14 protein-coding genes are annotated in these 17284 nt (G+C 69.9%); 5 read left to right on the top strand and 9 right to left on the bottom strand.

The window, feature by feature from the left end; all coding sequences use genetic code 11:
* Positions 1-78 precede the first annotated feature (78 nt).
* The 3 genes from H5J31_RS21520 (at position 79) to H5J31_RS21510 (ending at position 2652) form a co-directional block, all read left to right on the top strand.
* The gene (locus H5J31_RS21520; protein WP_181774422.1) at positions 79-1113 is read left to right on the top strand and encodes a LacI family DNA-binding transcriptional regulator; all 1035 of its coding nucleotides are present in this window, start codon (positions 79-81) and stop codon (positions 1111-1113) included.
* A gap of 88 nt (positions 1114-1201) precedes the next feature.
* On the top strand, positions 1202-2071 hold the full coding sequence (locus H5J31_RS21515) for a LacI family DNA-binding transcriptional regulator (RefSeq protein WP_181774421.1): 870 nt from the start codon (positions 1202-1204) through the stop codon (positions 2069-2071).
* A gap of 47 nt (positions 2072-2118) precedes the next feature.
* A complete protein-coding gene (locus H5J31_RS21510; protein ID WP_181774420.1) occupies positions 2119-2652 on the top strand; it encodes a GNAT family N-acetyltransferase in 534 nt (177 codons plus the stop codon).
* A 24-nt stretch (positions 2653-2676) separates the two neighbouring features.
* On the opposite strand, the gene H5J31_RS21505 is transcribed toward H5J31_RS21510, so the two are convergent.
* A complete protein-coding gene (locus H5J31_RS21505) occupies positions 2677-3696 on the bottom strand; it encodes a glycoside hydrolase family 76 protein (RefSeq protein WP_181774419.1) in 1020 nt (339 codons plus the stop codon).
* 73 nt (positions 3697-3769) lie between these two features.
* On the opposite strand from H5J31_RS21505, the gene H5J31_RS21500 reads away from it, so the two are divergent.
* Entirely contained in the window at positions 3770-5914 is a 2145-nt protein-coding gene (locus tag H5J31_RS21500; protein ID WP_181774418.1) for a molybdopterin-dependent oxidoreductase, read from the top strand.
* Positions 5915-5988: 74 nt separating this feature from the next.
* Here the strand turns inward: H5J31_RS21500 and H5J31_RS21495 are convergent, their stop codons facing one another.
* From H5J31_RS21495 to H5J31_RS21470, 6 genes are all read right to left on the bottom strand, one after another.
* Complete coding sequence (locus H5J31_RS21495) at positions 5989-6642, bottom strand: TrmH family RNA methyltransferase (protein ID WP_181774417.1); 654 nt, start codon at positions 6640-6642, stop codon at positions 5989-5991.
* A gap of 14 nt (positions 6643-6656) precedes the next feature.
* Complete coding sequence (locus H5J31_RS21490) at positions 6657-7049, bottom strand: DUF2784 domain-containing protein (RefSeq protein WP_181774468.1); 393 nt, start codon at positions 7047-7049, stop codon at positions 6657-6659.
* Positions 7050-7170: 121 nt separating this feature from the next.
* Positions 7171-7734, bottom strand: coding sequence for an orotate phosphoribosyltransferase (gene pyrE, locus H5J31_RS21485; protein WP_181774416.1), 564 nt, complete (start codon positions 7732-7734; stop codon positions 7171-7173).
* 58 nt (positions 7735-7792) lie between these two features.
* Positions 7793-10327: an FtsX-like permease family protein gene (locus tag H5J31_RS21480; RefSeq protein ID WP_181774415.1), complete on the bottom strand. Its 2535-nt coding sequence runs from the start codon at positions 10325-10327 to the stop codon at positions 7793-7795.
* Positions 10327-11085 (bottom strand): ABC transporter ATP-binding protein, encoded by a 759-nt coding sequence (locus tag H5J31_RS21475; RefSeq protein WP_181774414.1) that lies wholly within the window; start codon positions 11083-11085, stop codon positions 10327-10329. Before H5J31_RS21475 ends, H5J31_RS21480 begins: the two co-directional genes overlap by 1 nt.
* A gap of 83 nt (positions 11086-11168) precedes the next feature.
* Positions 11169-11936, bottom strand: a complete 768-nt coding sequence (locus H5J31_RS21470) for an SDR family NAD(P)-dependent oxidoreductase (RefSeq protein ID WP_181774413.1) — start codon at positions 11934-11936, stop codon at positions 11169-11171.
* Positions 11937-12364: 428 nt separating this feature from the next.
* Between H5J31_RS21470 and H5J31_RS21465 the strand changes: the two genes are divergently transcribed.
* On the top strand, positions 12365-13516 hold the full coding sequence (locus H5J31_RS21465; protein WP_181774412.1) for a hypothetical protein: 1152 nt from the start codon (positions 12365-12367) through the stop codon (positions 13514-13516).
* A gap of 4 nt (positions 13517-13520) precedes the next feature.
* Here the strand turns inward: H5J31_RS21465 and H5J31_RS21460 are convergent, their stop codons facing one another.
* Together H5J31_RS21460 and clpB are read right to left on the bottom strand one after the other, a co-directional pair.
* Entirely contained in the window at positions 13521-14231 is a 711-nt protein-coding gene (locus tag H5J31_RS21460) for a type III secretion system chaperone family protein (RefSeq protein ID WP_181774411.1), read from the bottom strand.
* A gap of 347 nt (positions 14232-14578) precedes the next feature.
* Entirely contained in the window at positions 14579-17185 is a 2607-nt protein-coding gene (gene clpB / locus H5J31_RS21455) for an ATP-dependent chaperone ClpB (RefSeq protein WP_181774410.1), read from the bottom strand.
* Positions 17186-17284 lie beyond the last annotated feature (99 nt).

Below are 17284 nucleotides of genomic sequence, written 5' to 3'. Positions count from 1 at the left end.
CCGGAAGGTAGAGGGGGTTATGCTCAGTCGCAAGCGTTTGCGCAAACGCTTGCCAGCGAACCTGAGTAAGGATTGGTAATGCCGTCGTCACGCTCTTCACGGCCGACCCAGCGGGACATCGCCGAACTGGCCGGCGTCTCGATCACCACGGTTTCGCACGTGGTCAACGGGACCAGGGCGGTGGCCGAGGAGACCAAGGCCGCGGTCCTGCGGGCGATCGAGCAGACCGGCTACACCGGCGACGCCATCGCCCGTTCGCTGGTCACCGGCGGGACGCGGTCGATCGGCGTCGCGATCTCGCTGCTGGCGAACCCGTACTTCGCGCTGCTCATCCAGGCGATCGAGCGCGAAGCCGCGTCCGCGGGCTACACGGTCCTGCTGGCGGACACGCACGACACCGTCGACACCGAGCGTGAAACAGTGCGGACACTGCGTTCCCGCCGCGTCGACGGACTGCTGATCACGCCGTCGCCCGGCGACGGTTCGGTGATCGGCGAACTCGTCTCGCTCGACGTCCCGACCGTGCTCATCGACCGGCTCTCCACCCGGACCGACGTCGACCAGGTCGGCGCCGAGAACATCCAGTCGACGTCGGCGCTGACGGCGCATCTGGCCTCGCTCGGACACCAGCGGATCGGGATGATCAGCGGTTCCGCCGGGCTGAGCACCAGCGAAGAGCGGATCCTCGGCTACCGGCTGGGCCTCGGCCGCTCCGGCCGCACCTGGTCGGAGGACCTGGTCGCGTGCGGGCAGTCGTCGCAGGCGGGCGGGGCGCTCGCGTTGAGCACGCTGCTCGCACTGCCGGAACCGCCGACGGCGCTGGTGGTCGGCAACGACAGCATGATGGTCGGCGTACTGCACGAGCTTCGCCGCCGCGGGCTGCGCGCCGGGGTGGACCTACCCGTAGTGGTCTACGACGACGTCGAATGGGCCGATCTGGTGGATCCGCCGCTGACCACGATGGCGCAGCCCATCGAAGAGATCGGTACCCAGGCGGTCCGGCTCCTGCTCGCCCGGATCAACGAGCCCACGCGCAAGGCCCAGACGATTCGGATTCCGCCTACCCTCCGCCACCGGGCGTCCTGCGGATGCGCGCTCGTTCACTCACATTGATGATTGTTGCGAGACTTTCCGGCCTCACCCTCGGGTGACGCTCTGTCAGCCGTTACCGTCATTCAAGCTCGGATGAAGGCGTGGAGCTATGACGGCATTGTCCCCGGAGTTACCCCTGTGGGAGGACACCCCTGTCACCCACCGGTTCGGGGTGGCCATGGCGATGCACGCGAACCCGTATTCGGGTGAACTCATCCGCGCCATCCGCCGCGCCGCCCGCCGTCACGGCTGCGAAATCACCCTCGCCGACACCGGCGACAGCGTCGCCGAAGAGGCCGCTGTCATCCGCGCGCTGCGCGCGGACCGCGTCGACGGTGTCCTGCTGGTCCCGGCGGCCGGCGACGACGCGGTGATCAACGGCCTGGTCCGGATGGGCGTACCGACCGTGCTCGTCGACCGGATGGCCGGACGCAACGACGTCGACCAGGTCGGCTCCGAGAACATCCAGTCCGTCTGCGCACTCGTGCGGCACCTCGCCGGGCTGCGGCACCGCAAGATCGGCTTCATCTCGGGCGAAGAGGAGATGACCACCTACGAGGAGCGGGCGCTGGGCTACCGGCTCGGCCTCGGCCGCTCCGGGATCCGGTGGACGTCGCAGCTGGTCGCTTGCGGGCAATCGACCCCGGGCGGAGCGGCCGCCGCGACCGCGAAGCTGCTCGACAGCTGGCCTTCGCCCACCGCGCTCGTCGTGGCGAGCGAAGCGATGATGATCGGCGTCCAGTACGAGGCGCACCGGCTCGGCATCCGGATCGGGCGCGATCTCGCGATCGTCGGCTACGGCGACATGGAATGGGCGGGCGAGGTGACCCCGGCGGTGACCACGATGGCGCAGCCGATCGAGGAGATCGGACGCAAGGCCGTCGAGCTGCTGCTCGCCCGGATCGCCGACCCTGAGCGACGACCCGAATCCGTACGGCTCGCACCGCGCTTCATACACCGTGCGTCGTGTGGCTGCTGACTCACAACTCGCTGGTCAGAACGCCGCCGCCGGGTGAAGATGGCGGAATGACCGACCTGTGGACCGTGCACACCGCCGACCTCGAAGCCACCGTGCTGACCGCGGCACGGGCTCTGCTGGACGACGCCTTCGACGGCGACTTCAGCGACCACGACTGGGAAAACGCCCTCGGCGGCATGCACGCGTTGCTGTGGGAGGACGGCGAGCTGATCGGCCACGCGTCACTGGTCCAGCGACGGCTCATGCACAACGGCCGGGCACTGCGGACGGGTTACGTCGAGGCTGTCGCCGTCGGCTCCGAGCATCGTCGGCGCGGTCACGGCTCGACGATGATGGACGCGCTGGAGCGGGTCACGCGCAAGGCGTACGACCTCGGAGCGCTTTCCGCGTCCGAAGAAGCTATGGAGTTCTACGCGTCGCGCGGGTGGCTGCTGTGGCGCGGGACCTCGTCGGCCATGACGCCTTCGGGTGTGAAGGCGACGAAGGAGGAAGACGGTTCGATCCACGTGCTGCCGGTGGGGGTCACCATGGATCTGGACGGGGAGATCACCGCGGACTGGCGCGAGGGCGACGTCTGGTAGCGCGCAGCGATCGCATTCAGAGGACTAAACGCGGTCGGTGGTGAGGGTGGCGGCGGCCTCCAGAAGCATCCACGCGCTGATCTGGACGGAGAGGTCGCGTTCGGGGGCGTCGGGGGCGAGGGGCAGCGAAGGCGCCGGAGTCGCCCAGTCGGCGCTGAAGAGTGGTCCGTGCGGCGTCTCGGTCGCTCCGGCCCAGCACGCTTCAGCTGACCGGATGACCAGATCGCGCGCGACACCGCTCGGCAGGAGTGGCGCCGCGAGCGCCAGGTACCGCGCGAGGATCCCGCCGAACAGGCCGCCGTCGCCACCTTCCTGTCCTCGGATGACGCCGTTCGGCGCGACGTGTTCCGCGACCGCGTGGATCGTGTGCTCGACCCTGTCCACTTCGGACAGCTCCAGGCAGGCGCCGAGGTAGACACCTTGGCAATACGTGAAGATATGCTTGACCAGCTCGCCGGAGTCGACGCGCAGACCGTCCCAGACCAGGCCGGTCTCCGGATCGACGAGCCGTTCGGTCATCCAGGCGGTGAGGCCCTCGGCGTGCTGCGTCGATCCCTCGCGGGCGTGGAAGATCGCGGCCGGGCCGTTCGCGGGCGCGTTCTTGAACTGATCGCCGACGCGCCACCAGATCCCGCCGCCCGCGTCGTCGGTCCAGCCTTCGCGCAGCCTTGAGCTGATCGCCTCCAGTGCGCCGCGGACGTCCAGCCCGAGGTGCCCGACGCGTTGCAACGCGAGCCCGAGCCAGGCGATGTCGTCGTAGTAGTCGTTGATCCACTTGCCGAAGTTGCGCAGCCGCAGAGATGCCACGAACCGGGCGATCAGCTTCAGTCGATCCGGTGAGGGATCCCGCAGTTGCGCGTCGACGAGGGTGTCCAGCAGATGTGCCTGCCACCAGTAGTTCCAGTGCCAGTGGACGCGCTGGCTCGCCGACGCCGGCCAGCCACTGCGGCCGAGCACGGTCCCGGGCAGCCCCCACACCCGGCGCAGATGCCGGTCGCGGATCGCGCGCTCGGCGGTCGCGGCCCGTTCGGCGAGAGCGTTCATCGCGTCATCATCCCTTGCCCGCTGACATACCGCTCAGTATGTTGAGATGGTCCCCGACCTCGCGAGGTGCTTCATGACCACGGCGCACGTGACCTGCCCGCTCTGCGAAGCCACCTGCGGCCTGGAGGTGACGATCGACGAGAAGAGCCTGGTCACCCGAGTCCAGGGCGACCGCGAGGACGTCTTCTCACAGGGATACATCTGCCCGAAGGGCGCGTCGCTCGGCGCGCTCCACCACGACCCGGACCGCCTCACCGCGCCGCTGGTCAAACGCGACGGCGAGTTCGTCGAGGTCACCTGGGACGAGGCGTTCGCCGAGATCGACGCCCGGCTCCGGCCGATCATCGACCAGTACGGCAAGGACGCCGTCGGCGTGTACTCGGGCAATCCGACGGTGCACAACGCGGCGCTCGTCCTCTACGGTCGCGTGTTCTTCAAAGCCTTGGGCACCAAGAACTTCTACACCGCGACCACGGTCGACCAGATGCCGAAGCACTTCTCCTCCGGCTACCTCTTCGGCGACCCGCAGACCATCCCCGTCGCCGACCTGGACCGCACTGAGCACCTGCTCATCCTGGGCGCGAACCCGTTGGTGTCCAACGGAAGCCTGATGACCGCGGCCGACACTCGCGGCCGATTGCGCGGGATCCAGAAGCGGGGCGGCAAGATCGTCGTCCTGGACCCGCGCCGCACGCGGACCGCCCAGCTCGCCGACGAGCACCACGCGATCCGGCCCGGCACCGACGCGTTGTTCCTGTTCGCCCTGGTCAACGTCCTGTTCGCGGAGAACCGGGTCGACCTCGGCCGGCTCGAAGAGCATGTCACCGGGGTCGACGAGGTGCGCGAACTCGCGCGGCCGTTCACCCCCGAGGCGGTCGCGCCCGCGACCGGGATCGACGCGGCCGAAATCCGCCGGATCGCGCTCGACCTCGCCGACGCCGAGCGCGCGGCGGTCTACGGCCGGATGGGGACCACGACGCAGTCGTACGGGACCATCGCGAGCTGGCTGGTCGACGTCGTCAACACGCTCACCGGCAACCTCGACCGCGAAGGCGGCGTGATGTTCGCGCTGCCCGCCGCGTGGAAGCCTCGCCGTACGTCGCCCTTCACCAGCGGCCGGTGGGCCAGCCGGGTGCGCGGCTACCCCGAGGTGCTCGGCGAACTGCCGGTGGCCACGCTCGCGGACGAGATCGAGACGCCCGGCGAGGGCCAGATCCGGGCACTGGTGACCATCAGCGGCAACCCCGCCCTGAGCACGCCGAACTCCGCGCGACTCGCGGAAGCGTTGCGGCAACTGGACTTCATGGTCTCCCTCGACGTCTACCTCAACGAGACCACCCGGCACGCCGACGTCATCCTGCCCGGCCCGTCCCCGCTGGAGCGGCCGCATTACGACGTCGCGCTGTACACGCTCGCCGTGCGGAACGTCGCGAACTGGACGCCGCCGACACTCGAAACCGACATGCCGCAGGAGTGGGTGACGCTGCTGCGGATGGCGGGGATCGCCGCCGGTCAGGGCCCCGACGTCGACGTCGCCGCGTTCGACACGATGGTCGCGGCCGAGACGGCGCGCCGCACCGGCGTCGACCTCGCGCTCGCCGAAGGCCGCACCGGACCGGCGCGGATGATCGACCTGATGCTGCGCGGCGGGCCGTACGGGCTGAAGCTGGCGGATCTCGAAGCCGCCCCGCACGGCATCGACCTCGGCGCGCTGAAGCCGCGGCTGCCGGAGGTGCTCACCACCGCGAGCGGGAAGGTCGAACTGGCCCCGGACGCCGTCACGAAGGACGTCCCGCGGCTGCGCGCGGAACTGGACAAGGCGCCGGACGGCGGGCTCCTGCTGATCGGACGGCGACACCTGAGCTCGAACAACTCGTGGATGCACAACCTGACGCCGCTGGTACGCGGCGGCAACAAGTGCACGGTGCAGGTTCACCCGGAAGACGCGTCGCGGCTCGGGCTGACCGACGGCGGACTCGCGTCGGTGACGTCGCGGGCGGGGAAGCTGGAAGCACCGGTCGAGGTCACGGCCGACATCCGGCCCGGCGTGGTGAGCATGCCGCACGGCTGGGGCCACGACCTCGACGGCATGCGCACGAAGGTCGCGACGGCGCACGCCGGGGTCAACTCGAATCTGGTCGCCGACGAGACCTTGCTCGACGTCCCGTCCGGGAACGCCGTGCTCAACGGGATCCCGGTCGAGGTCGCCCCGGTGTGATCGGACGGACGGCACGCGTGATCGAACGGACGGCGCGTGTGATCAGACGGACGGCACGCGTGATCGGACGGACGTCACCAGGCGGTGGTGAGGTCGGCGTGCTGCCGGACCCAGGCGTGCATGACGATGCCGGCGGCGACGCCGGCGTTGATCGAGCGGGTCGTGCCGAACTGCGCGATCGAGACGACCAGCGACGCGGTCTTCTGCGCCTCGGCCGAAAGACCGGGCCCCTCCTGACCGAACAGCAGGACGCACTCGCGCGGCAGCTCGGCGGTCTCGACGGGTTGTGAGCCGGGGGTGTTGTCGACGGCGACCACGGCGAGTCCCTCCGCGGCGGCGAAGGTGAGCAGGCCGTTGACGTCCTCGTGGTGGAGAAGGTGCTGATAGCGGTCGGTCACCATGGCGCCGCGCCGGTTCCAGCGCCGCCGTCCGACGATGTGCACGGCGGCCGCGGCGAACGCGTTCGCCGTCCGGACCACGGTGCCGATGTTGTGATCGTGCTGGAAGTTCTCGATCGCGACGTGGAACGGGTGCCGACGACCGTCCACATCGGACACGATGGCCTCGCGCCGCCAGTAGCGATACGGGTCGACGACGTTGCGGCGGTCACCTCCTGCCAGGAGTTCGGGGTCGTAGCGCTCGTCCGCGGGCCACTCGCCCTCCCACGGACCGACGCCGACCTCTTCCCGCGCCACCCATTCGGTGGGACCGGCTTCTTCCGAGTTCACTCGGTGATTGTCACTCAGCCCATGCTGACGCGGTGCGCCGGTGCGTCGCCGTCGTGATGGCGGTGCCGCCAGCGCTGGTACGCGCCGACGTAGGAGACGATCACCGTCGCCATCGCGATCACCACGACCACCGGCAGCATCGAGCGCGGGAACACGGTGTCGTAGAGGTAGTAGGCGTTGAAGCCGCCGGGCAGGTCACCGAGGCCCTGCTGATGGCGGAAGTAGTTCTCCGCCGCCGTCAGCGGGCACGGCCAGGGGAAGACGTTGACGAGGACACCCCAGGCGGCGAAGAACACATGCGCGAAGATCACCTTTGGCCACCGCCACGCGAGGAATCCGCCGAAACCGATGAAGAGCAGTGCGAAAATGTGCACCGCCACCGTCACGTTCGCCCAGAAACCGGCCACCAGTACGCCCCCTTTCACGCCCCTACCAGCGACGTTACCCCTCTCTTAGTGAGAAACGCTCACGAAAAAAGGGGACGTTCACCGCATTGATGCGATGAACGTCCCCTCGGGGAACTGAGAGTTACGACAGTCCGAGGTCATCCTTGTTCAGAATGTAACGGTATTCGAGGCCTTCCTTCTCGATGGCCTCGCGCGCTCCGGTGTCCCTGTCGACGACGGTCGCGACGCCGACCACGTTCGCCCCGGCGTCGCGCAGCGCCTTGACGGCGGTGAGCACGCTGCCCCCGGTGGTCGAGGTGTCCTCGACGGCGAGCACCCGCTGCCCCAGCACCTCGACGCCTTCGATCTGGCGCTGCATGCCGTGCGCCTTGGCGCCCTTGCGGACGACGAACGCGTCGAGCACGACACCGTCGGTGGCCGCGGAGTGCAGCATCGCCAGCGCCACCGGGTCCGCGCCGAGGGTCAGGCCGCCGGCGGCGACGTAGTCCCAGTCGTGCGTGAGCTGCCGGAGCAGCTTCCCGATGAGCGGGGCGGCCGCGTGATGCAGCGTCGCCCGCCGGAGATCGATGTAGTAGTCGGCTTCCTTGCCCGAAGACAGAGTCACCTTGCCGTGCACGACGGCCAGTTCGCCGACCAGCCTGGCCAGTTCGAGTTTCGCCGCTTGATCAACCCCGGGGTACGCCACGGCCGAGAGTCTTACACACGGCTCGCGGCGCACCACCGGGGTGTTTCCCCCAGTGCGCTCAGTCACTGCCGGACGTCGCGGCGTCCACGGCCGGACCGCGGGTGGCCGCCCAGGCGGGGACCAGCGTCGCCACCAGCGCGAGCACCGCGGCGAGCCCGATGATGGTCAGGTAGATCAGCGGGGAACCCATCGGCAGCAGGGAATCGGCCGCCACCAGGCAGAACGGGACGATCGCGCCTGCCGAGACGACGGTGCCGAGCACGATCCCGATCAGCGCCACGAGACCACCTTCGAAACCGGCCATCCGCAGCACCTGCGCCCTGGTCGAGCCGGTGAGCCGCTGGAGGCCGAACTCGCGGCGCCGCCGCACGGTCGCCATCACCAGCGTGTTGGCGACCGAGATCACCGTGTAGGCGATGATCATCCCGACCAGCAGGTAGTTCACCCACGCGCCGACGGCCTGGTCCTTCGAGTGCGCCGCGACGAGCGCGTCCCGGTCACCGACGGAGACCGGCTGCCCGGCCGTCGCCTCGCGAAGCCGTTCGGTCAGCGCCGCCGCATCGACGTCCGGCGTCGCGCGGACGAGCAGCTGCTGGGCGAGACCGGCGGTGGTGTGCGGGGCCAGCAGGTCGGCCGGGAACAGCAGGCTCTCGAATCCGGCGCGCTGGCTGGTCACCGCGACCACCTTGACGTCGGCGGGGGTGCCGTCGCCGAGCCTGAGGCTCAGGGTGTCGCCGACGCCGAGGTTGAAGTCCTTCGCGTAGACGTCGGGGAGCGCGACGGTGGCGCCGGTCAGCGCTTCGAGGCTGCCACCGGTCACCTTGGTGTCGATGGTCGCCGAAGCACCGGCCGCGGTGAGGCCGATCGCCGGACGTCCTTCGTCGGACGAGTCGTACGGCGCCTCGATGAACACGTTGCTGGTGACGTACTCCGAAGCACCGGCGACGCCGGGCACTGCCTGGACCTGCTCGACCAGATCCGGTGACAGCCCGCCCGCGACGGAACCGATCACGGCGTCGGCGCGGACGTCTTCGGTGAACGCCTGGTTCGCCAGTTCCTGCTGCGTGGTCTGGAGGTAGATGTTCGCGGTCGCGATCCCGACGGCGAGCATGATCGGGGTGACCGCGCCGGCCGCCCGGACGATCCCGGCACGGGTGTTGAGCACGGCGAGCCGGGCGTCGATGCCGCCGAGCAGGCGCATCGGCCACTGCAGGATCGCCGTCATCACCTTCGCGACGCCGGGGGTGATCATCGCGACGCCGAGCGCCCAGAGGATCACCGCCGGGCCCGCGGTGCTGGCCGCGACCGGGCCGGTCATCACGGCGACGGTCACGATGGCGAGCGCGGTGCCGCCACCGAAGCAGAGCACGGCGAGCACGACGCGCATCGGCGTCAGCCAGCGGCGGGTGACAGCGGCTTCGGCGAGCGCCTCGGTCGGCCGGATCTTCCCGGCGCGACGGCCCGCGACGAAGGCGGCGATGAACACGGCGAGCATCGCGGCGCCCGCGCCGACCACGGCGGGGAGCCAGCCCTGGTAGAAGCGCAGGACCCCGGGCACGACACCGTTTTCGACGAGCTGACCGAACAGCCATTCGCCGAGGAGCGGGCCCAGGAAGGCGGCGAGCGCGGTGGCGAGCAGGCCGATGGCCAGCGCCTCGCCGAGCACCATGCGCCGCAGCTGGCGCGGGGTCGTGCCGATCGCCCGCATCAGCGCGAGTTCGCGGGATCGCTGCTGGGTGGACAGGCTCAGCGTGCTGGCGACGACGAACATCGCGACCATCACCGAGAGCCCACCGGACACCGCGGCGATGACGATCAGGTTGGAGCCGCTCGAATCGGCCTCGGGGAATTCCGCGACGCCGCGGTCGATCCCGCTCAGGACGGTGGCCCCGCCAGCTACCTTGGCGACGCTTTCCCGCACGGCCTCGACGTCGGTGCCGGGCTTGGTGAAGACGCCGATGACGTCGGCCTTGCCCGGGTACCCGGAGAGCCGGGCGGCGTCGGCGCCGGAGAAGAACACGGCGGCCTGCGTCATCGGACGCGGCGCACCGGCCACGCCGGCGACCCGGAACGTTTCGGTCTTGCCGCGTGCGGCGACCTCGACGCTGTCACCGGGTTTCAGCCCAGTCGCCGGCTCGACGACGACCTCACCCGCGGCGGGCGCGGTACCCGCTGCCAGCGCGTACGGGGTCAGCACGGCGGAATCCCAGGCGTGGCCGAGTGCGCTCCGGCCGCCCACCGCGAGCGGGAAGCTCACTTCGCCGACGACATCCGAGACGCCGGAAACGGAACGGATCCGGGAGGCCAGCCCGCTGTCGAGCCGGACGCGTTCGGGGAGTCGCGCGTCCTCGAACTTGCGTTTGTCATCGGCGTCGAGTGAGGCCGGGTCTTTTTTGGGCAGTGCGAAGGTCTGAGCACCGGTGACGAGGATCGGGGCGGCCGCGAGGCGCTGCGGCTCCGCGTTGCCGCGGATGCCGGTCTCCATCAGGCCACCGCAGGAGGCGACGATCAGCGCGCCGAAGAAGACGGCGATGAAGGTGCCGATGAACCCGCCCTTGCGCAGGCGAAGGGTCCGGAAAGCGAGTCGCAGCATCACACACCCGCCCGCACGGGGTTGCCCCAGGCACCCAGGTGGGTCATGCGCTCGGCGACGACGTCGGCGGTCGGTGCGTACAGTTCGTCCGCGATCCGGCCGTCGGCCAGGAAGATCACGCGGTCGGCGTACGAGGCCGCCATCGGGTCGTGGGTCACCATGATCACCGTCTGGCCGCCTCCGCGGACCGAATCGCGCAGGAGGCCGAGGACCTCGGCGGCCGTGCGGGTGTCGAGCGCGCCGGTCGGCTCGTCGGCGAAGACCACCGCGGGCCGGGTGACCAGCGCCCGCGCGATCGCGACGCGCTGCGCCTGGCCGCCGGAGAGTTCGCCGGGAAGGTGCTTGCGGCGACCGGAAAGCCCGACGCGGGTGAGCATCTCCTCGACGACCCGGCGGTCCGGCTTGGCGCCGGCGAGCTGCTGCGGGAGCGTGACGTTCTGCTCGACCGTCAGCGCCGGGAGCAGGTTGAAGGCCTGGAAGATGAAGCCGACCCGGTCGCGGCGCAGCTTCGTCAGCTTCGTCTCGCTCATCCCGGCCAGCTCCTGCCCGTCGAGGACGACGGACCCCGACGTCGGCCGGTCCAGCCCGGCCGCGCAATGCAGGAAGGTGCTCTTGCCCGAACCCGACGGGCCCATCACCGCGGTAAAGCCGCCACGCGGGAACGCCAGCGTCACCCCGTCCAGGGCGACGACGCCCTTGCCGTATTCCTTGCGGACGCCGTCGAGCCGGACCGCGTCACCGTTCCACCCAGTGTTCATGGGTAAAACCCTAGGAATCCCAGGTCGGAAGCACCCTGGGGTGGGCGTGCGTCTCCTTGGTAGGGCTCGCCCTACCGCACGGGTCAGGTACGGCCCTTGCCCCCGAAACCACCGCCGAGTTTGCGCAGCACCGCCCGCGGCAGCAGGCCGCCGACCGCGACGAGCGCCTTGTACTGCAGGCTCGGCACGGAGATGACCTTGCCGCGGCGCAGATCCGCGAGGGCTTCGTCCACCACCTGCTCGACCCGGAGCCAGAACGCCTTCGGACCGGGCTTGTCCAGTCCTGCCCGCTCGTGGAACTCGGTGGCGGTGAACCCGGGGCAGAGCGCCATCATCCGCACGCCCTTGGGCAAGGACGCCGCGATGCCCTCGGTGAACGACGTGACCCAGTTCTTGCTGGCCGTATAGGTCGACCCGCGGCCGCTGAAGAAACCCGCGACCGAGCTGACGTTGATGATCGCGCCCTCGCCGCGTTCGATCATGCCGGGCAGCGCGGCGCGGGTCAGCCGGAGGACGGCGGTGACGTTCACGTCCAGCTGACGCTGCAGCGCGTCCTGCGGGATGGTCCAGAAATCCCCGTTGAGGCCGAAGCCCGCGTTGTTCACCAGGAGGTCCACGGGCTCGTCGGCCAGCCTGGCCTCCACTCGTTCCCGACCGTCCACTTCGGACAGATCGGCGGCGAGGACGACGACGTCGACACCGTGCGCCTCGACCAGTTCCGCGGCGAAGGCCTCCAGCCTGTCGACGTCGCGGGCGACGAGCACGAGGTCGTACGCCTCCGCGGCGAGCCGGCGCGCGAACTGCGCGCCGATGCCGGCGGTGGCACCGGTGATCAGAGCGGTGTGAGTCATACCGGGAACCTACTCCCCGGTCGGAATCCGGGACGCGGGTTGACCTTGACCCTGCGTCAGGGTTGGAGCCTCCTCCCATGACGAAGAACATCACCTCGACTCCGCCGATCGGAGGCTTCCAGGAGGTACAGCGATCCGCTTCCGCTGCTGCGCACCCAGGACATCCCGGCGCCCTACGTCTTGGTGCCGCATTCCCTCGGCGGCTTCTACGCGCATCGATTCGCGCAGTTGTTCCCCGAGGACGTGGCCGGGCTGGTGTTGTTGGACGCCCTCCACCGTGAGAGGCGTCACCGGCCTGGCGGCGCATCGTCACGGTGCTCGGTCATCGAGCCGAGCGACGCCGGGCTCGATGAGCGTCGACCACGGAAAACCACCCACGTGGGGGTCTGACATGCAACGACTCCGGTCGGGAAGTATCGTCCCCGATCATGGGGAAGCACAGCAGGCGCAAGCCGAGCTATCTGCCCAAGGTCGCGGCCGGTGCCGCGCCGCTGGCACTGTTGCTCGCCGGCCCCGCCACCGCACTCGCCGCCCAGACCGACCCGGCGATCCCGCTCGGCAGCAGTGTCCCGCTGCCCCTCGACCACCAGCGCGAAGGCAGCCTCGACCGCGGTGTCGGCGTCTCCGGCGAAGGTGACGCGACGGTCCTTCGCGGCTTTCTGAACAGCACCGAACGGAACGTCTACAGCAAGGACCTCGGCGACGCGAAGGTCGTCGCGGACGTCCGCCGTTCGGTGCGCGAGAGCGTCGAGACCCGCGACGGTGTCACGGTCCGCCCGGACAAGGTCGGCGCGCTCGCCGCGGCGAAGACCGCCGAAGCCGTCACGCAGGGCCAGCGGAACACGGTGAAGCTCGACCGCTACGGCAGTGTCGTGGCCGGGAACGAGACCAAGCTGGAGCGGACCGGCGAGCGGCTGACCGAGGCCGCCCTCGACCCGCGCACCGGCACGCCGTCGCTGATCAGTCAGGACGGCCGCGGCCTAGGCGCATCCGAAGGGACCTATCACTCCGTCCGGCCGCTGCCCGGATACGGCGTGATCAACGAGACCGAACAGCACGCCGGCGGCGAACTCGATCGGGCCCTGCGGCTCGACGGCGGGTTTTCCGGCGATCTCGGCGGTGCGCTGGAAGCGGGCCGGTCCTCCGGACACGCCGTCGATCTCGGCGAATACGCGGCGGTCGGGACGACGTCGGCGCAGCACGGCAACGGCCGGTTCAAGGGCGTCCTGCCACTGGACGTCGGTTCGGGCGGCGGCTTCGGCCAGGAACACGCGCTGGGCGGCAGCGTCGGCCCGGCGAACGGGCTGGTGACCACCGAGCAGGCCGCGGACCTCGCGCACCACGGCGCCGCGCTGACCGGATCCGGCGCGAACACGATCAGCGGCGACCTCGGCATCGTCGACGTCGCACAGGTCCACGGCACCACGACGACTTCGGTCCGCGGGCTCCTGCCCACCGCCGACCCCGCCCAGGCGGGGCACGTGACGCAGTCCGGGACACTCGACCTGACGGTGTTCGGTCAGCCGACGCACACCGGCGTGACCGCCGGCGCGCTGCCGTTGGAGCTCAAGCAGTCTTGACCTTCTAGGCCTGGGGCTCGACGTCATCGGCGGCCTGGGCCTGCCAGTGACGGCCCGGGGCCTGCGCGTTGTCGTACTCCTCGTCGAACGGGTCCACGATGTCCGCGATCTCGCCGAGGTCGCGCAGCAGCCGCTCGAGCCGCGACGGCCCGGCGTTCGGGGCGACGCTCGCGAGCACCCACTCGTTCTCCAGCCACGCCACACCGACGTCGCCGCCGAGCGAATCGGCCGCGTCGACCAGGTCCTGCGTGATCACCTTGCGAGCACCCTCGGAGTCGTCCGCGAAGGCGTAGCGCTGGCCGATCGGGCCCAGCATCTCGGGCATGTCCTGGCGCTGGAACGGCACACTGGACAGCCACATCTCCAGCGGCGTCTCGTGCACGCGGTTGCAGCGCACCGCCACGACGACCGCCGGGATCTGGCCCTCGGTCTCGATGTCGAAGATGAAGACGGGACGGCGCCCGTCGGAGGTGAAAGTGGACCCGGCCACGACGTTGACCGCCGCCTCGGCACCGAAGTACCCGATGGCGCCGCCGGACCACTGCCGCGGCAGCCGCTCGTCCTCCTCGACGAACTGCCAGCCACGCAACTCGGCCCAGCGCATTCGCTCGCGATTGCGCGAGCCTTCCTTCGCCCGGTCGGCCGCGAGCAGCCCGAGCCCCGCCACCAACGCGACGGCGGCGATGACGAACCAGATCCACGCCGGAATACCCACGACGCTCAGGGTATCCCCCTGCACTCACCGGAAGTGATCGCCGGGCACCGTGTCGCGCCACCCCTTTCGGTGCCGCACCCGGCGAACACGTGCCGAAACGTCGACAAATCGCCCTGTCGCCAACGATTCGCGCGGCGGGTCTGCTCGCCTCGGTCACCGGTTGCGCGGGTAGTGAAGGCGCCTTCCCAACCCTCAAGGTTCTTCACGGACACCTACGCCTTAGATGGCGCGACACCGCACTCGCGTGCTCAGAGACGGATCTCGCGTGCTCAGACTCCGCACACCCGAGTACGGCTGGTCGTGAGTGGCGATTCGGGTTAGAACCCGAATCGCCACTCACGACCTCTTCAGCTGCCGTCGTCCACTCGGGTGACCGTCAGCGCTTCCGAGGCTTCCTGGGCGGGGATGTCGACCCGCACGGTGTCGCCGTCCCGGACCTCGCCGCCCAGCAACTGCTTCGCCAGCTTGTCGCCGATCGCCGACTGCACGAGCCGCCGCAGCGGCCGCGCGCCGTAGATCGGGTCGAAGCCGTTCAGCGCGAGCCACTCGCGTGCCCCGTCGGTGACCTCCAGCGTCAGGCGCCGCCGCGAGAGCCGCGAAGCGAGCCTGTCGATCTGGATGTCCACAATGGACGTCAGCTCGTCGGTGCCGAGCGCGTGGAAGACCACGATGTCGTCCAGCCGGTTCAGGAACTCCGGTTTGAACTGCCGCTGCACCACCGCCATCACCGCGTCGTTGCGCTGCCGCTCGTCGAGCGAAGGGTCGGCGATGGCCTGCGAACCGAGATTCGAGGTCAGCACCAGGATCGTGTTGCGGAAGTCCACCGTACGGCCCTGGCCGTCGGTCAGCCGTCCGTCGTCGAGCACCTGGAGGAGTACGTCGAACACGTCCGGGTGAGCCTTCTCGACCTCGTCCAGCAGCACCACCGAATACGGCCGCCGGCGCACGGACTCGGTCAGCTGCCCGCCCTGGTCGTAGCCGACGTAGCCCGGCGGCGCCCCGACCAGGCGCGCCACCGAATGCTTCTCGGCGTACTCGCTCATGTCGATGCGCAGCATCGCGCGTTCGTCGTCGAACAGGAACGCCGCCAGCGCCTTCGCCAGCTCGGTCTTGCCGACGCCGGTCGGGCCGAGGAACAGGAACGAACCGGTCGGCCGGTCGGGGTCCGCGACGCCGGCCCGGGTGCGGCGCACCGCGTCCGAGACGACCTGCACGGCCTCCTTCTGCCCGACGACGCGCCGGCCGAGCTCGTCCTCCATCCGGAGCAGCTTGCCCGTCTCGCCTTCCAGCAGCCGTCCCGCCGGGATGCCGGTCCACGCGCTGACCACGTCGGCGACGTCGTCCGCGCTGACCTCCTCCTTCAGCATGACGTTCTGCTGGCTGACCTCGCTGGCGGCGATCGCGGCCTCGAACTCCTTCTCCAGTGCGGGAATCCGGCCGTAGCGGAGTTCGGCGGCCTTGCCGAGGTCGCCGTCGCGTTCGGCCCGCTCGGACTCGCCGCGCAGCTGCTCCAGCTGCTCTTTGAGGTCGCGGACGCGTTCGATCGAACCCTTCTCGTTCTGCCAGCGCGCGGTCAGCGCCGTCAGCGTCTCCCGCTTCTCGGCCAGCTCCGACCGGAGCGTGGCGAGCCGGTCCTTGGAGGCGGCATCATCCTCTTTGGACAGTGCCATCTCCTCGATCTCCATCCGCCGCACGGCGCGTTCGACCTCGTCGATCTCGACGGGCCGCGAGTCGATCTCCATGCGGAGCTTCGACGCGGCCTCGTCGACCAGGTCGATCGCCTTGTCCGGCAGGAACCGGGCGGTGATGTAGCGGTCGGACAGCGTCGCGGCGGCGACCAGCGCGGCGTCGGTGATGCGCACACCGTGGTGCACCTCGTACCGCTCCTTGAGCCCGCGCAGGATACCGATGGTGTCCTCTGTGGACGGTTCGCCGACCAGCACCTGCTGGAAGCGCCGCTCCAGCGCGGCGTCCTTCTCGATGTGCTGGCGGTACTCGTCGAGCGTGGTCGCGCCGACCATCCGCAGCTCACCGCGGGCGAGCATCGGCTTGATCATGTTGCCCGCGTCCATCGCGCCTTCGCCGGTCGCGCCCGCGCCGACGATGGTGTGCAGCTCGTCGATGAAGGTGACGACCTCGCCCGCGGAGTCGGTGATCTCCTTGAGCACGGCCTTCAGCCGCTCTTCGAACTCGCCGCGGAACTTGGCGCCCGCGACCATCGAGCCGAGGTCCAGCGCCACGACACGCTTGCCGCGCAGCGATTCCGGCACGTCACCGGCGATGATGCGCTGCGCGAGCCCTTCGACGATGGCCGTCTTGCCGACGCCGGGCTCACCGATCAGCACCGGGTTGTTCTTGGTACGCCGCGACAGCACCTGCACCACGCGGCGGATCTCGGTGTCACGGCCGATCACCGGGTCCAGCTCGCCGGCGCGGGCACGTTCGGTCAGGTCGACGCCGTACTTCTCCAGCGCCTTGAACGTGCTCTCCGGGTCCGCGCTGGTGATCCGCGCGGAACCGCGGACCTTGGCGAACGCCTCACGCAGCGCGTCCGGAGTGGCTCCGTGCCGTTTGAGCAGGTCGGCCACCGGGCCGCCTTCGGTGGCGAGGCCGACGAGAAGGTGCTCCGTCGAGACGTACTCGTCGCCGAGTTCGGTCGCGAGCTTCTGCGCGTGCGTCAGCGCCTTGACCGCGTGCGCGTCGAACTGCGGGCTCGACACGGTGGCGCCGGTCGCCGACGGCAGCGCCGCGATCAGCGGCTCCAGCTCCTTGTGCACCTGCGCGGGGTCGGCCCCGACCGCGGTCAGCAGCGGTGCGGTCAGCCCCTCACCCTGCGCCAGCAGGGCACCGAGCAGATGCGCGGCCGCCACGTGCGGATTGCCCGCCATCGTGGCCGCCTGCGCCGCCGACGAAATCGCCTGCTGGGTCTTCGTGGTCGGGTTGAAAGCGTCCATCCCTCACCTCGTACTAGCTGTTCCCAAGTCTGTCGACAGATACAACGTCAGGAAAGTTGAGTCTGTTCCGCTCAACCCTGAAATTCTCAGCCGCCGCTC

The organism is Amycolatopsis pittospori, from assembly GCF_013870525.1.
Lineage (GTDB): Bacteria > Actinomycetota > Actinomycetes > Mycobacteriales > Pseudonocardiaceae > Amycolatopsis > Amycolatopsis pittospori.
The sequence above is the reverse complement of the archived record's forward strand: the minus strand, read 5'-3'. Positions and strand labels throughout refer to the sequence as shown.

Excerpts from the sequence above, each read along its gene's own strand:
- H5J31_RS21520 (WP_181774422.1), top strand. The coding sequence starts at position 79 with ATGCCGTCGTCACGCTCTTCACGGCCGACCCAGCGGGACATCGCCGAA.
- H5J31_RS21480 (WP_181774415.1), bottom strand. The coding sequence starts at position 10,327 with ATGCTGCGACTCGCTTTCCGGACCCTTCGCCTGCGCAAGGGCGGGTTC.
- H5J31_RS21465 (WP_181774412.1), top strand. The coding sequence starts at position 12,365 with ATGGGGAAGCACAGCAGGCGCAAGCCGAGCTATCTGCCCAAGGTCGCG.
- H5J31_RS21475 (WP_181774414.1), bottom strand. The coding sequence starts at position 11,085 with ATGAACACTGGGTGGAACGGTGACGCGGTCCGGCTCGACGGCGTCCGC.
- H5J31_RS21515 (WP_181774421.1), top strand. The coding sequence starts at position 1,202 with ATGACGGCATTGTCCCCGGAGTTACCCCTGTGGGAGGACACCCCTGTC.
- clpB (WP_181774410.1), bottom strand. The coding sequence starts at position 17,185 with ATGGACGCTTTCAACCCGACCACGAAGACCCAGCAGGCGATTTCGTCG.
- H5J31_RS21510 (WP_181774420.1), top strand. The coding sequence starts at position 2,119 with ATGACCGACCTGTGGACCGTGCACACCGCCGACCTCGAAGCCACCGTG.
- H5J31_RS21470 (WP_181774413.1), bottom strand. The coding sequence starts at position 11,936 with ATGACTCACACCGCTCTGATCACCGGTGCCACCGCCGGCATCGGCGCG.
- H5J31_RS21505 (WP_181774419.1), bottom strand. The coding sequence starts at position 3,696 with ATGAACGCTCTCGCCGAACGGGCCGCGACCGCCGAGCGCGCGATCCGC.
- H5J31_RS21500 (WP_181774418.1), top strand. The coding sequence starts at position 3,770 with ATGACCACGGCGCACGTGACCTGCCCGCTCTGCGAAGCCACCTGCGGC.